A 14,332-nucleotide genomic window follows, 5' to 3' on the forward strand; every position below is an offset into this window, starting at 1 on the left:
GTCCCGTTGGGGCGTGTTGCCCCAACGGCTAACCTGATACTTATGCTTTTATGTCAATTTGCAAATCACCCACGGTGTCATCGCGGCCGGAGATTCTCTTGGACGTATCGCGCTGCACACCAGCCTTACGCCCCACACTCTGCGCGACATCGGACTTTTGATAGACGCCAATACCGATGCCACCGGTTAACTCAGCGATACCAGGAACACCCTCGGCGGTATTCATATGCGAGCGGCCGACCAAAACGACAGTTTTTCCTCCAAGTTCTTTCTTCATGACTTGCCTGGCACCGTAATAATTGACTTCCTCAAGACGCTGCCGGGACAACGCGGCATAGGCGGGGGAGTCTTTTGGAAGTGTGCTCAGACCCTTGAAATAACCAGGGGTGTCTGAGTGCCGTGTCAGATACACATGCTCCAGCGGCATTAATTCTATTCCCCACTTATCGGCTTCCAGTTGCAATTCTTCAAAGATTTTCTCGCCCCCGGGTCTTTGCCGTACAGAGTTTAGGAACGAGCGGTAGTCTGGCAGGCCGGACGGGTCGAGTGTCACACCTTCCAAGTAGATGGCGGTCACGCCATTTTCTTTGAATGTTTTCATCCCATCGCGCATCGCAATCAGGCTCGCAATTTCATTGTGGTTCTCTCCCAGCACCAGCACATCGGTTTCCTTCAACGCTTTCTCAAACGTTTGGTTGGGCGTTAGGGCATCCTTGATATCGGGAATAGCAGCAGGGGGTGGGGTCTTGCCTTTTGCCGCGTCTTGTAAGTAACCACTTTTCTCCAGCGTGAACTTCTCACGAGTGGCCCGAATTCTATTGGGAGTGAAATGATCAAGGATGAGAGCGCCATTGGTTTTTCGGCTTGTCGCGTATTCGTCGTCGGGCAAGGGGACTCTGGCGACAGGCTTGCTGGGACGGGACGCTCTGCTCAGTGGATTATGACGTACCCCCGTGCGGCTGCCTGTGGCACTCAGGTTAGGCGAAGGCGGCATCAGTAGATCGACTGGAGAAAACTCTATGGCCGCTCCATAGGGCTTCTGTGTTGTTGCGTCGTAGGCGTACCATTTACCGTTGTGCTTGACGGCAGAGCCGTGCACCACCTGTTCGCCCACCTTGAGGGTCCCCGTTGCAGCGGCCTCATAGCGGTTTGCGGCGCGGATCAGCGCATCGCGGTTTGCGCTGCCCTTGAGGGAACCCACCGCGCCAGCTAACGCTTCTGCGCCTTCATAAGTGATTTTGCCCGCGCCTTTTAGCAGATCGCCCACGCCGTTCAAGGGGTTCAGCTCCTTGAGCAGGGACGGCACCATGACTTTCGTCACCTTGAGTGCCTTGCTCGCCGCCGATGCAGTTGCACCTAGCACTTTACCTAGCTTGGCCGCCAGGCCGATGCCGGCGGTGACCAAACCGAAAATATCCAAGGTGACGTCAGTGATCCCCTCGCCGTAGTTGCCGTCCATGAAATTGACGATTGCGGAACGGAAGGGAATAAGGTTGAGCAAAAACTCTTTGAAGTTCGTCAGCTTTTCATGATTACGCTCAAAGGTCGTGGTCCCCGCAGCGGCTTTTTTGATGGCGGGATTGTCCAGGTCCAACGCCTTGAGCACGGACTCGGCGATATGGTGAGTGCGTGGGCTCAGGAACATATACGGCTGGGGTGCCGTGGAGGGCTGTTCGCGATCCAGCTTGCTTTCCTTCAAATCATCCAGGTCAATCCATGAAAACGGCACAGGGTTGGCCGGGATACTTGCGAGAATCGATTGCCCGCTGTCAACGATCTTGACCTTGTCTCTGTCCGGATAAAATGGCTCTTCCCTGATTATCTCGTTGGAGAACTTGACAGGGGCCGCCGGTGTTTTTCTGTTGCCCCGGCTTCGGATAACGCCGTTTACCGTATCGAACTCATAGGTGGTTGTTTGTCCATTGTTTTGCGCGGTGACCAGTACGGTAGGGTTGGTGTGAAACAAGGTGTCGCCTTCGAAAGGGATCATGCCCACCTTGTAGCTTTTTTCTTGAAAATAATTGAGCTTGCCCTGGGTCAAGTTTTTTCTGTCTTCGGGCGGCAGGTTGCCGAGTGCGTTGAGGAGAGCTGTTTTTTTAGCGGTCTTATGATTGTCCAAGGCGGTAGAAAAGGCATCCTCAAACGCTCGTTGAATATTGAATGGCGCACTGTGGGTGAAGGCAATGACCGCATCAAGGTCCACGCCGGTATTTTCTTTCGTGAGTACCCAGCGACCCTCCATGACCAGTTCTTCCATGACGATTTCCACCAGTGAGCGCGGCGCGCTGGGCATATCGCCATTGTATCTGGAGAACATCTTGAGCTCGAAGTCCATGCCGGGGCCGAATGTCTTCACGAGCAGGTCCAGCGCCATTTGTTTACGGCTTGGAAAACTCCCGCCGATGAGCGATGAGGCTTCTATCAGCTTATCGAGTTGTGCTTTGAACAGCGCCTGGGCTTTTTCCAGGTCGGCTGGCTCATACAGGGCATCGTCTTTCGCTGGAAGAATGTCATTGGCCACGGCCCAATCCAACATCACTGCGGCTTGCGCAGAGGCGGGCACGGCGCCAGCAGTGTCGGCGGTGATCATCACCTCGGCATAGGACAGGGCGGCCACGCGGCCTGGAGTCTTGGCTTCAATGGCGGCTACTGCAATGCAAAGGTTCGCCCACGCGGCGCTGCCGTAAACTACCGAATCAGGAATGTTCTTGACCAGCAATTGCGGCGCCGTGCGTCTGAGTAACAGATGTGCGGCCGCGTCAGCGAGCTCAGGGGATTCGCGCCCCGTGTCAATCAAGTGTTGGCGCAGGCTGTTGGTGATGGTCGAAAGCGGTTTGCCCCAATGACTTTTCTGCGCTAGGTCGAAACCTGCCACATGGTTTCGCACAGGCGCCGTCAACGACTCGGGATCCAGCATCAATTGGATCGCCGCCAGCGCATAGTCGTTTGCGCTGGTGTTGGTGGCGATACCATTCATTTTGGTTTGCATGGCTTGGCCTAGAGCCTGGCCATCCTTGGAGCTGATCAGGGTTTCGAGCACCTTGACCGGGTCCGCCAGTGCCTGCTCGGAGAAACTCAGGCTTCTACCCAGATGTTCCAGTACGCCGCGCTTGGGATTCTCCTGCGGTAAGTCGGGATCGCTGCTGGCATGTTCGACGGCGGCCGTGCGCAGCGTGTCTTGTTGGTTGACATCCAAGGGGATCGGCCAGGACAGGCCTCCTGCGAAGTTGCCCAAGGGGTGTTGCTGTGCGCGTGCTTTTGCGCTTTGCGCCAAGGCCAGCAAGTCGTCCACGGTTTTGGGCAATGGCAAGCCGTTTTCAAGCAGGAAGGCTTCGAGGCTTACGGACATACCAGGTGTCCGTATATAGGCTTGGTAATGGGCCGAGTCTGGCGCGATATTCATCGGCGTTTTTTTCAGCAGGGCCGACACCTCACGTTCTGTTGGGCTTTGCGGCAAGGCCTGGGCAGACTCGTTGAGTTTTTGCGCCAGGTATCGCCAGTTTTTCTGATCACCCAGGCTTTGATCCAGTGCCTGGCGCGCGTCGAGGCTGTTCGCCCGCTCGTCCAGCCATTGTGCACGCGCCAACAGGGCGCTGTTGCCGTCGAAATGCGGTCCCAGGTCGGCAGCCTCAGGCAGGCCCATCTCAGTCAGTAGATGCCCCCAGGGGTCGACAAGCGTCGGTTCAACGTTGTTCGACTCATACAACGCTTGCAGTGCGTTGCTCACCTGATGCCGCTGGCGCTCCAGCAACTGCGGCACGCCTGTGGCAATGACGTCGCCGGTCACTGGGGAGAGGTCCTGGCTCAAGTGGTTTTTCCAGTCATCCTTCAAGCCGTTTTGAACCTCCACCGGCACACTCTGCAGTAGCTGCGCTGCGGCCTCGGGGTCGTCGTTAATGCGTTGACGCAAGGTCGCAAGTGCCTTGGCCGGGCTGTCGAATGTTTCGTAGCCATCGCGAGGTGTGTAAAGCACCGTCAGCCCTTGCTGTTGGCCAGGACGTAAGGTTCGGTCTGTCTGTGCGCTATTGAATGGGCGTGTCGCCGACGATCCATCGCTGCTGGTGATCAGGAAGGCCCCTGCCAGCAGGCTGCCCTCTGGGCTTGGCGTATCCAATTTGAGCGGGTAGACACCGGGCCTTTCACCATCCTTCATCGCGCCTTCCCGAGCCTGCAGGGTTGGATACTCAAGCGCCTTGTCGATCAATGATTTGGCGGCGGGCGTTAACGCACCGTCTTCCACGCCCAAGGCGGCCAGGGTGGATAGCATCTCCCGGTGAATACTGAGCAATTCGTTCTGGGGTGACTCGGGGTTGAGTTCGCCTGTGCGTGGCTCGGTCCAGAATCGGGAAAGGCTCAGGGGCAGTTCTTTTTCGATGGTTTGTGCAATCGAAAGGAGGGTGTCGCGAGTGTGCAATTGCTGGCTGCTTTCGCTTGGCGAGGCGCTGGTGTAGAAGCCGACTTCCGTGCTGGCGGTACTGGTCGAGGCCTGGGCGTCGGGAGGTGCCTTGAGCTGGCGCAGTGCATTGAACAGGGCTTCGGTGATGCTCTGCACCGAGATCAATGTGCGTTGGCCGTGTTCATCAGTGTGATAGCGATGCACATACAGTGACGAGGCGTCTACAGGCGGTGTAGTGCCGAAGCTGCGGTTCAATTGCTGCTCGATAACGCTGCTGAGCGTCGGCTGGCGCAGCAGCAGTGCCTGGATGTCTTGGTTGAGTTGTTGGTATTGATTGAGCAACAAACGTTGATCAGTTATTTGAAGGCCCTTGATCAGGTCAGAACGAATCGCGCTGACCGGCGTGATGGCATCCACGTCTGGAACGGTTGTCGTCTGGGCCGTCCCTGGCATCGGCCGGGTGTGGGAAGGGGGGGCTATTTCATCGCTGGAGACGTTTCGGCGCAGGCGATGGTGGGCGATACCTGAAATCAAGTGAGTTATTCCAATGGCATTGGCCCACGCGTCCTGATGATAATCCGAGGGGTGATTCTTCCTTGTTTGGGCCTCGAATAATTGGGGTGAGAGCGTCGGAAGGTTCCGAAGGCGCCCGGGGAATGTTATTAACGAATATGTACCGCGTCGGTGCAGCAACACGAGGAAAGTGAGCTTGCTGCACACGGTGAGCACGCAGGGGCAGGTCGTTAGGGCGGAGTACTGCGGGGGGATCAGCGACGTTCGTAACCTCGGCCGCCATCATCGTGGCGATCATGCCAGCCACCGCCGCGCGGGAAGAAGAAACAACCGCCCAGGCTCAGCATGATCATCAAGGGAACCAGCAGGATGAGTCGTCGAAGCATTTCACAATTCTCCAAGGGGCTTCAAAGGTCTGTCAGGCGTAGGACAAGCCAAATCCGTTCATCGCCTGTAACATAAGACCCCGCCGACGCCGTGCCATCCCCGTAATTGGGTATGTGCTTGGCATGCGCGGCGATACACAGTGGATACATCCTTCAGGTCCAGGAATTCGTCATGACCCAAAAGCAACGCTTGAAATACTCGCTTCTGATTGCCCTGGCTGTACTGGGCGCGATGTTTGGCCTGTCTTATCTGCAGAACACTGGCGTGATCAGCGAGAAAACCTTCCAGTACCTGGCCATCGCGATTGCCGTGGTCGTCGTGGTGATCAACGGCATCATGCGCCGCAAGGTCAAGCCTAACTTCTGACGCGTGTCAGTCAGGCACGACCTTCGAGTACCTTGGCAGCCTCTTCATGGAGGCTGTAGCTCTTGTCGGCGTTCAGGGTGATGACGCCCTCGCTGCATAGACGCTTGAGTACCTCGCGCACGCTGAGAAACGACAACGGAATGCCCAGCTCCAGCAGGTGGCTGTGCACGCCGCGTACCCCGAGGGTGCGCTGGTTGTCGGCAGCGGTGAGGAGGGCGTCGATGACCTTCAGCCGAATCAGGCTGGTGCGCAAACCGAAACACTTGAGCAAATGGCGGATGCGCTGGTTGCCTTGCTGTTCGGGCGCGTTGCCGAACGCTTGTGTGCTATTGCCATAGTGGGTATCGGTGGCCTTTGAATGTCCATCCGTGGGCACTTGCGGGTTATACATGCAAAAACTCCTTTTCTTTTCAGAGCCTGATCAGGAAAAGATGGTGCTCTTGAGTAATAAGACGAACGAGTGACGCAAATCATGAAACGATGAATGTAGAAAATTTGTCGGTATCAGATTTGTCACCTTTCAAGCGCTGACGATATACAGCCTCGTGCGGCTAAATTATTCCGGTCGATCTGCGTTCTTACGGTGGGGTAACCATCCCTTGTGAGGGTGTTCAATTTGACTGTGGAGTCGGCGTGATTATTTCCAACGGGTTGTCCAGAGTGGGCGTGGCAGGGCTGTTGCTGGGGTTGAGCCTGGCCGTGTCGGCACGGGAACAAGTAACGCAGGCGTCGGCGGATATCCGGCGTACCAGTTATGGCGTGCCGCATATTCGCGCCGTTGACGAGCGTGGCCTGGGGGTGGGTATGGGGTACGCCTATGCCCAGGACAACCTGTGCCTGTTGGCCAATGAGGTGACCACGGTCAATGGCCAGCGCGCCAAGTTTTTCGGGCCGGACCAGGCGACCTTGGAAGAGCGCAACAACCTCGCCAGCGATGTGTTCTTCAACTGGCTGAACACACCCAAGGCAGTGGCGGCATTCTGGAATGCCCAGACCCCGCAGATGCAACAGCGCCTCGAAGGGTATGTGGCCGGCTACAACCGTTACCTCAAGGAGCAGGGTGCACCCGCACAGTGCCAGGCCACGTGGGTACGGCCCTTGGTAGTGGAAGACTTGGTCAAGTTGACCCGTAGGCTATTGGTGGAAGGGGGCGTCGGCCAATTCGCCGAAGCCTTAGTCGGGGCTGCACCCCCCCAAGCCACCGCCGGTGTCCAATCCAGCGCCAAAGCCTTTGCACTGGCCGCAGCCAACCAACAACGCTTCACGCTGGACCGAGGCAGCAATGCCGTTGCCGTGGGCCGTGACCGCTCATTCAATGGCCGTGGCATGCTGCTGGCCAACCCGCATTTTCCTTGGGTGGGCGGCATGCGTTTTTACCAGATGCACCTGACCATCCCTGGCCAGCTGGATGTGATGGGCGCCGCATTGCCAGGGCTGCCCGTGGTGAACATCGGCTTCAACCAGCATGTGGCGTGGACCCACACCGTCGACACCTCCAAGCATTTCACCCTGTACCGCCTGACCCTCGATCCCAAGGACGCCACCCGTTACCTGCTGGACGGCAAATCCGTGCCCCTGGATAAAACGGCCGTTACGGTACAGGTCAAGCAAGCCGACGGCAGCCTCAAGGCGGTGACCCACAACGTCTACAGTTCGCAGTTTGGCCCCGTGGTGCAATGGCCGGGCAAGCTCGACTGGGACAGCCGCTACGCCTTCAGTCTGAGGGACGCCAACCTGGGCAACGACCGGGTGCTGCAACAGTGGTACGCCATGAACCGCGCCCGTAGCCTCAAGGAGCTGCAAACCTCAGTGCATACCCTGCAAGGCATCCCCTGGGTCAACACCCTGGCCGCCGATGACCAGGGCCAGAGCCTGTACATGAACCTGTCGGTGGTGCCCAACGTCAGCGCCGCCAAACTGGCAACATGCAGCGACCCACGGGCCGGCCTGCAAATGATCGTGCTCGACGGCGCCCACAGCGCCTGCGCCTGGGACATCGACCCGCGCGCGGCCCAGCCGGGTATCTTCCCGGCCGACCAGTTGCCCCAGTTGCAACGCGGCGACTACGTGCAACACTCCAACGATTCCGCCTGGATGGCCAATCCCAAGGCGCCGCTAAGGGGCTTTTCGCCGGTGATTAGCCAGGACAACATTGGCCTCGGCCCGCGTGCGCGCTTCGCGCTCCAGCGCCTGCAAGCTCTTGAGAAGCAGCCGATCAGCGTCACCGACCTGCAAGACATGGTCATGGACAACGAGGTGTACCTGGCGGGCCAAGTCATGCCCGACCTGCTGACGTTCTGCGCCAAAAACCTCGGGGCCGATGCCGCTGCACTGCAACCGCTGTGCACCAGCCTGAAAAACTGGGACCAGCGCGCCAACCTCGACAGCGGCGTGGGCCTGGTGCACTTCATCAACCTGATGCAACACCTGCAGCAAATCCCCGACGCCTGGCGCGTGGCCTTCGATCCGGCCCATCCCCTGACCACCCCTAGCGGCCTCGCCATTGACCGCGCCCCGGTCGCCAAGGTATTGCGCGAAGCCATGCTGGCCTCCAGCGCTGAGGTCAACAAACTGGGGCAGACCCGTTGGGGCGATATCCAAGTCTCTGGCCAAACCCCCATCCACGGCGGTCCTCAAGAACTCGGCGTCTACAACGCCATGCAAACCGTGCCCCGCGCCGACGGCAAGCGCGAAGTCGTCAGCGGCACCAGCTACCTGCAAATCGTCAGCTTTGACGACAAAGGCCCCAACGCGGTCGGCGTACTGGCATTCTCCGAGTCCAGCAACCCGGCGTCTGCCTATTCAAAGGATCAGACCCAAGCCTTCTCCGAGAAAAAACTGCGCCCATTGCCCTTCACCGAGGCCCAGATCAAGGCCGACCCGCAGTATCAAATCCATACGGTGAAGGAGTAGGGCAGAGGCGCAAGCCCTTGATGCCAAGGCAGAATATTTTTTGAAATCAAGGGGTTGCAGGCCTAGGCAAATGAGTACATAATGGCGCCCATCGAACGCAACGAAGCATTAAAAACTTCAATGTATTCAATGAATTAGAGTAGAGGCAGGCTTCACGTAGCCCACTCAAGTTTGTATGCGGTGAATGTCAGTAACAAGGGCATTGATCGTTTGAGGCCGAGTAGCAAAATGGTTATGCAGCGGATTGCAAATCCGCCTACGCCGGTTCGATTCCGACCTCGGCCTCCACTCTTAGAAGCCCCGTAGATTAACGTCTACGGGGTTTTTTATTGCCTGTGATTTGAGAAGTGTTCCGCAACCCTACTCATTGTTGATCGCAATGAGGGGGCAGAACAATGCCAGGGGAGGGTGTGGTTGGCCTTTTGCTCCAGCAGATTGATCCATGTCGAAAGCAGCCTCCAACTCCCCCCAGCCCTGCATACAACGGAGGGGAAAGAGAGAAAGTCCGGTTCTCATGCGGGACAGCGCGTCTTTTGCTCAGATGGAACTCGACCGTAGTCTGAAGTTAGTCTGAGATGACCGCTGGCTGAGTTACGACAGGCAGGCGTCTTTCTGCCTCGTCGACAATCAGTGCGATGGTTTTTCTGGCGATGGGTGACAACGTGCGGCCGGCATGAAACACGATGGTTTCCGGGATATAGCGCAGATGTATGGGGATCGCGGGCTGGATTTTTTGGATTAGATCAATCAGCACCCCACTCTCCAGATCAGGCGCTAGCCAAGATTGCCAAGTGAGCAGTAGGGCGTCGCTAGTCAGCGTGGCCTGACGGAGGCAGTTCAGCTCATTGCACACCAACGTCCATGGCAGTAGCGTCGTCGAGGGCATTCCGAATAGCGCCCGGGCGTGCACGTCGTCCGTGGTCACGGCAGCCCACGGATAGGCGAGTAGCTGCTGATACGTCACCGGCTCGGCTTGTCGAGCCAGTGGGTGCTCGTGGCGACAGAAGATAGAGGCCGGTTGTGGCGGCAAACTCCGAACGTCAAAGCGTGGGTCCACACCCTGCTCGACCCGTACGCTCGCTACGACAAACTCAATGTCTTCCTGTGCCAGTTGGTTGGCCAGGTGATGCCAGTAATTGACCTCAGGGGTCACCACCAGCTTGGGCGCGTTCTTGCGCAAGGCCAGCAGCACGTTGGGAAGGGTGGTGTTGGCAGTCATCATGCCGACTCCGAAGTTGAGTTCACCTCCCTGCCCCCCGGCGATGTCGCTGGCCTCCGCGACTAACTTGTCGGCGCACGCCAGCATCTCGCGCGCCCGAGCAATGAGCTGGTGACCGGCGCATGTCAGCGTCACTGAGCGGGTGTCCCGATCAAACAGGCGTACCTTTAGGTCTTTTTCCAGTGATTGGATGCTACGGCTGAACGCCGTCTGCGAGAGATGGGCTCGCTCCGCGGCCCGGGAGAAGTGTAGTTCTTCTCCAAGCAAGACCAAGTGACGAATTCGCTTCAAGTCAATTAAGTTGCTCAATGCATCAATCGCTCTTCATATTTGCATTGGACGGTTGTACCTCACTCCCAGAAACTTCGCCAGAGTTTGCGCTTGGTTGGCAGCCTGTCCGTGTGCGTTTCGATGTCCTGAAACGATGACGGCCGGCTCAACTTTAAAAGGTGAAACCTTCTCGAAGATCTTCAAAGGCATTCACGATCTGCAATTGAGTACAGAGCTCCGTGGTGATCTTGCGGCCTTAGACCTAATTGGTTCCCGTGAACGAACAAGGCCTGCCGGCCACCCGATTGCGATGCAATCCGAGTAATCAAGCGTGCGAAGGAGACAAACATGCAAGTGAAAATAGACGCTCTGCAAACCTTGTTGGGCAGCGCGACCCTGTCATGTGCCCAGGCTCAGGCTGACGTCCAGCCGCAGTTCCTCAGCGCCGACGCCAGCGATCCACAGGTCATAGGCTGGATGCAAGGTTCACCGCCGGTGCCGGAAAAGGTCGTGCGGTTCAGCAGCATCCTGCAGTTCCCGCAGACGCGCTGGTCGTTCTCGCATCTGCGCGAGCTGTTGCCAAGCGTACAGGTCGCGCGTGGAAAGGGAGCAGCCAGCCCGTTACCTCGCGCCGAACGCGAAGAAATCGATGCCCTGGTCTTCACTCCACTGGGCAGCGACCGCACTATGACCTGGGAACAGTCACTGAAGGCCAACTACACCGATGGGATCCTGGTACTGCACCGTGGGCAGGTGGTCTATGAACGCTACTTCGGCGCGTTGACTGATCAGGGCCAGCACATTGCGATGTCGGTCACCAAATCTTTTATCGGCACCTTGGGGGCGATGCTGGTCGAGGAAGGTAGTATCGACCCACAGGCGAAGGTCAGCCACTACGTTCTGGAGTTGAAGAACAGTGCATTTGGCGATGCTACGGTACGCCAGGTAATGGATATGACAGTCGGTGTTCGCTACTCGGAAGACTACGCCGACCCCAAAGCGGAAATCTGGGAGTACTTACGAGCCGCCCATATGACACCGCGGCCGGAGGGATACGCCGGCGCTACCACGGTGACCGAATACCTGATGAAACTGCGCAAAGAGGGCGAGCACGGTCAGGCCTTTGCTTACAAGACGGTCAATACCGACGTATTGTCTTGGGTGATCCAGCGCGCAACGGGGAAACCCATCGCGGTCAATCTACAAGAGCGCATCTGGAGCAAGCTGGGCGCCGAGCAGGACGCCTACTTGATCGTCGATGAGGTGGGTACCGCGTTTACCGGTGGCGGTTTCAACACCTCGTTGCGCGACTTGGCCCGTTTCAGCGAGATGATGCGCCTGGACGGCAAGTTTAATGGCCTGCAGATCGTGCCCAAGAGCGTGATCGCGGATATTCGCGGGGGCGCCAGCCAGCAAGACTTCGCGAAGGCGGGCTATGAGCTGCTGCCAAACTGGAGTTATCGCGACATGTGGTGGGTGTCCCACGACACTCATGGCGTCTACTCGGCGCGTGGGCTCCACGGACAAAGCATGTATATCGACCCCAAGGCGAAAATGGTCATTGTGCGTTATGCCTCGCATCCCCTGGCTCGCAGTTCGAACTTCGATCCGACTACCTTGCCCGCCTATCGAGCGGTAGCCAATCACTTGATGGCGAACTCACTATAGTGCGATGAAAAGCGATAATAGCAGGCATTGAAGAATGGGCGGCAGTGTTCCGCGATGTACCGTTCGACAATACTGACTCGTTTCGCAATAACGAATACCGCTTAGACCGGCTGATCAGCGCAGGTCTGAACGATTACTTATTCAATTTTTATATTTATACTGGGTGATACTGTGGGCTCGCTAACTAATCCTCAAAAACCTAGTTTTAGAAGTCGCGCACTTATAGCATATCTCTTGCTGGTCAGGCGAAAATCAGTTTATGGCTCCTTGGACAAAGTGCTCAAGAGTTTTCGAAAATCACGAGAGCAGGGTCCTGCAAGACCAACTATTAAAATGCACAAAAAAATTTCTATCGAACTCCAGATAGTTGATGGTATCGAAATCTACAGGCTAGCCCCTAAAGATGGCCAAGCAAACTCTAAACATATTTTCTATCTTCATGGTGGTGCTTACGTTTGGCCTATCACATTTCTGCACTGGCGCTTCCTTCAAACGTTAGTCGAAAGATATGGCTATATTATCATAGTGCCGCTTTACCCTCTTGCACCAGAGACTAAATGCAAAATCGTTATTTTTCGCATGTTGTCTATATATAAGCTCGCTTGCTTTAACGCTCGATGTCACGCAATGAATGTAATGGGCGATTCAGCTGGCGGCGGCCTTGCAGTTGCCCTCTGCTACGCGTTGACAGACATCGGATGTATTCAACCTACAAAACTAGTATTGATCTGCCCATGGATGGATGTCACTTTGAGTAACGAGTTGATATCAAGAACGGAGAAGTCAGATCCAATGCTCTCCGCGAGAGGTTTAAGAGCGGCCGGCATGATGTATGCGGGAGGTCTCGGCACGGACCACGACTACGTAAGCCCGATTAACGGAGATCCAGAAAATCTACCTCCGATCCTTATTTTCGCTGGCACGCGCGACATTGCTCACCACGATGCAATCAATTTCTCTGAGAAAACGTTGGCACTCGGAGGTGAGGTTCAGTTGCATATAGGGCGAGGAATGATTCACGTATGGCCAATCTTCCCGATACCTGAAGCGAAGCAAGCCATGGATAAAATAGCTTGTTTCCTTTAGCGTTAGTGCGAATGCCAACTGTCAGTTAAATTTGGCGTTCATGCAGGAGGTGGGAAAGCACACGTGAAAAAGTTAATTTTATCGCGGCGTTAGTTTGGCGCTTTAATGGCGCCCGTGTAAATTGGGTTTTTACCAATCGCTGTCCAGCTTCCACATGGATTACCTTATAAGATGATGACTATTCATCGTGCATCGCCGGCACCAATTTGGCAGCAATCAAAGAACGCACAGGCATTGTTCGCTTTGCCGATAAGCTTGCCTTTGAGATGCAAAGAGTGAGCGCATTCAATAAATATCCCCCTGGCTAAATAGCTTTATTTAGACACTAAGATCTCGCGGCTATCGACGGCATTGAAATAGCGATGCTGACTTCATGCTGCAGAGCGAACGGAGGGCGGTTCTTCGTAACGTAAAGCACGGTAACTGTACTATATGGTAGGTATCCCAAGCGCGGTAGGTTCGTCATGCGATTAGCGGCGGTGATGTTGTCGTGCTATGTCTCCGTGAGCGTTCTTTCACCATGCGCATCTGCGGACAATGTAATGCTGAAAAATGGTGACCATATCAGCGGAGACATCATTTTGATGGAGGGCGCAAATCTTGTTCTAAGTACGAGTTACGGAGGCGATATAACGATCAGTAAGGACCAGATTCAAACTTTGGAAAGCAAGCAGCCGCTCATGGTAAGGCAAGTGGGCCAGTTGCAAGGAGCGGTTGCATCGATTCGGGCCGGTCCGCGAGGTAATGTGCAGCCTGCTGTAGGCGTTGGTTTGAATTTCGTCGACCTTAATAATATCGATCAGATTATGAAACCCCAACCCAACCTCAAGGCTGCAATCTGGAAGGGGAATATTGACCTTGCGCTTCATGCTGAAAAGGTTAAGACAGAGAAGGATAATGTTAACCTGGCAGCACAAACAAGTTTTGTCAGTGGCCCTTGGCACCATAGCGCGATTGCTCACGTCCGCGAAGACGACGATGAGGTTGCAAGTACGGCAAACTGGAGTGCCGAGTACTCTGTGATTCGTTTTCTCACCGATAGATGGCTTTGGGAAGGCGGCTTGAGTTACAAAAAAGATCAGATCGAAAACCTAAAAACTAGGCGAAAAATTGGCACCGGTCCCGGCTACCAATTCTGGGACGATCAATTAGGCAACCTTACCGTTGTTGCACTGCTAAATCGTATGCGATTCGGGTACTCAGGCGGTGGCAGTAATACGTTTTACTTCACATCTGCCCGCTGGGACTTCAAACGATATCTAGTCGGAAGAAAATTTGAATTTTTCGCATCGGGTGAGCTGGGAAGGCCGCTCAGTGATATAGCATACTATGCTTATGACTCTGAGCTAGGTTTGCGCTACAGCGTCACAGAATGGGCTTCCTTAAATTTGAAGTACGAACACGCGGTAGTCGCGGGTAAGTCCGATAATAGCAACTTGGACAGTGCTAGATATACAGCCGGTTTTGGTGTGAACTGGTGATGTATATTTTGGCTGCATCCACGATACTGAGGC

At 55.7% G+C, this 14,332-nt stretch carries 9 protein-coding genes, 1 tRNA gene and 1 pseudogene; 7 read left to right on the top strand and 4 right to left on the bottom strand.

Annotation, left to right across the window (positions count from 1 at the left end; translation table 11 throughout):
- Positions 1 to 40: 40 nt before the first annotated feature.
- The gene (locus CER19_RS18175; RefSeq protein ID WP_256660480.1) at positions 41 to 4,930 is read right to left on the bottom strand and encodes a hypothetical protein; all 4,890 of its coding nucleotides are present in this window, start codon (positions 4,928 to 4,930) and stop codon (positions 41 to 43) included.
- Positions 4,931 to 5,163: 233 nt separating this feature from the next.
- The gene (locus tag CER19_RS29120; protein WP_256660483.1) at positions 5,164 to 5,295 is read right to left on the bottom strand and encodes a hypothetical protein; all 132 of its coding nucleotides are present in this window, start codon (positions 5,293 to 5,295) and stop codon (positions 5,164 to 5,166) included.
- A 172-nt stretch (positions 5,296 to 5,467) separates the two neighbouring features.
- On the opposite strand from CER19_RS29120, the gene CER19_RS18180 reads away from it, so the two are divergent.
- Positions 5,468 to 5,662 carry a hypothetical protein gene (locus CER19_RS18180; protein ID WP_014718591.1) on the top strand — a complete coding sequence of 65 codons (195 nt, stop codon included), beginning with the start codon at positions 5,468 to 5,470 and terminating at the stop codon, positions 5,660 to 5,662.
- A gap of 10 nt (positions 5,663 to 5,672) precedes the next feature.
- Here CER19_RS18180 and CER19_RS18185 read toward each other — a convergent pair whose 3' ends face one another.
- Complete coding sequence (locus CER19_RS18185) at positions 5,673 to 6,053, bottom strand: fe2+ zn2+ uptake regulation protein (protein ID WP_116667428.1); 381 nt, start codon at positions 6,051 to 6,053, stop codon at positions 5,673 to 5,675.
- A 242-nt stretch (positions 6,054 to 6,295) separates the two neighbouring features.
- Here CER19_RS18185 and CER19_RS18190 point away from each other — a divergent pair, with 242 nt between their 5' ends.
- Positions 6,296 to 8,575 (top strand): acylase, encoded by a 2,280-nt coding sequence (locus CER19_RS18190; protein ID WP_116667429.1) that lies wholly within the window; start codon positions 6,296 to 6,298, stop codon positions 8,573 to 8,575.
- Positions 8,576 to 8,789: 214 nt separating this feature from the next.
- Positions 8,790 to 8,863 (top strand) — tRNA-Cys (locus CER19_RS18195).
- Positions 8,864 to 9,140: 277 nt separating this feature from the next.
- On the opposite strand, the gene CER19_RS18200 is transcribed toward CER19_RS18195, so the two are convergent.
- Complete coding sequence (locus CER19_RS18200; RefSeq protein WP_116667430.1) at positions 9,141 to 10,103, bottom strand: LysR family transcriptional regulator; 963 nt, start codon at positions 10,101 to 10,103, stop codon at positions 9,141 to 9,143.
- Positions 10,104 to 10,214: 111 nt separating this feature from the next.
- Between CER19_RS18200 and CER19_RS29445 the strand changes: the two are divergent.
- From CER19_RS29445 to CER19_RS18215, 4 genes and pseudogenes are all read left to right on the top strand, one after another.
- Positions 10,215 to 10,290 (top strand): annotated as a pseudogene (locus tag CER19_RS29445) (hypothetical protein); the annotation flags it as partial.
- A gap of 122 nt (positions 10,291 to 10,412) precedes the next feature.
- The gene (locus CER19_RS18205; RefSeq protein WP_116667431.1) at positions 10,413 to 11,732 is read left to right on the top strand and encodes a serine hydrolase; all 1,320 of its coding nucleotides are present in this window, start codon (positions 10,413 to 10,415) and stop codon (positions 11,730 to 11,732) included.
- A gap of 333 nt (positions 11,733 to 12,065) precedes the next feature.
- Positions 12,066 to 12,818: an alpha/beta hydrolase gene (locus CER19_RS18210; RefSeq protein ID WP_116667432.1), complete on the top strand. Its 753-nt coding sequence runs from the start codon at positions 12,066 to 12,068 to the stop codon at positions 12,816 to 12,818.
- 542 nt (positions 12,819 to 13,360) lie between these two features.
- On the top strand, positions 13,361 to 14,299 hold the full coding sequence (locus CER19_RS18215; protein WP_256660484.1) for a DUF481 domain-containing protein: 939 nt from the start codon (positions 13,361 to 13,363) through the stop codon (positions 14,297 to 14,299).
- Positions 14,300 to 14,332: the final 33 nt, after the last annotated feature.

The organism is Pseudomonas sp. GL93 (assembly GCF_003408955.1).
Classification (GTDB): domain Bacteria; phylum Pseudomonadota; class Gammaproteobacteria; order Pseudomonadales; family Pseudomonadaceae; genus Aquipseudomonas; species Aquipseudomonas paracarnis.

Coding starts and splice junctions, on each gene's coding strand:
- CER19_RS29120 (WP_256660483.1), bottom strand. CDS start 5,295: ATGCTTCGACGACTCATCCTGCTGGTTCCCTTGATGATCATGCTGAGC.
- CER19_RS18180 (WP_014718591.1), top strand. CDS start 5,468: ATGACCCAAAAGCAACGCTTGAAATACTCGCTTCTGATTGCCCTGGCT.
- CER19_RS18185 (WP_116667428.1), bottom strand. CDS start 6,053: ATGTATAACCCGCAAGTGCCCACGGATGGACATTCAAAGGCCACCGAT.
- CER19_RS18205 (WP_116667431.1), top strand. CDS start 10,413: ATGCAAGTGAAAATAGACGCTCTGCAAACCTTGTTGGGCAGCGCGACC.
- CER19_RS18210 (WP_116667432.1), top strand. CDS start 12,066: ATGCACAAAAAAATTTCTATCGAACTCCAGATAGTTGATGGTATCGAA.
- CER19_RS18215 (WP_256660484.1), top strand. CDS start 13,361: ATGCTGAAAAATGGTGACCATATCAGCGGAGACATCATTTTGATGGAG.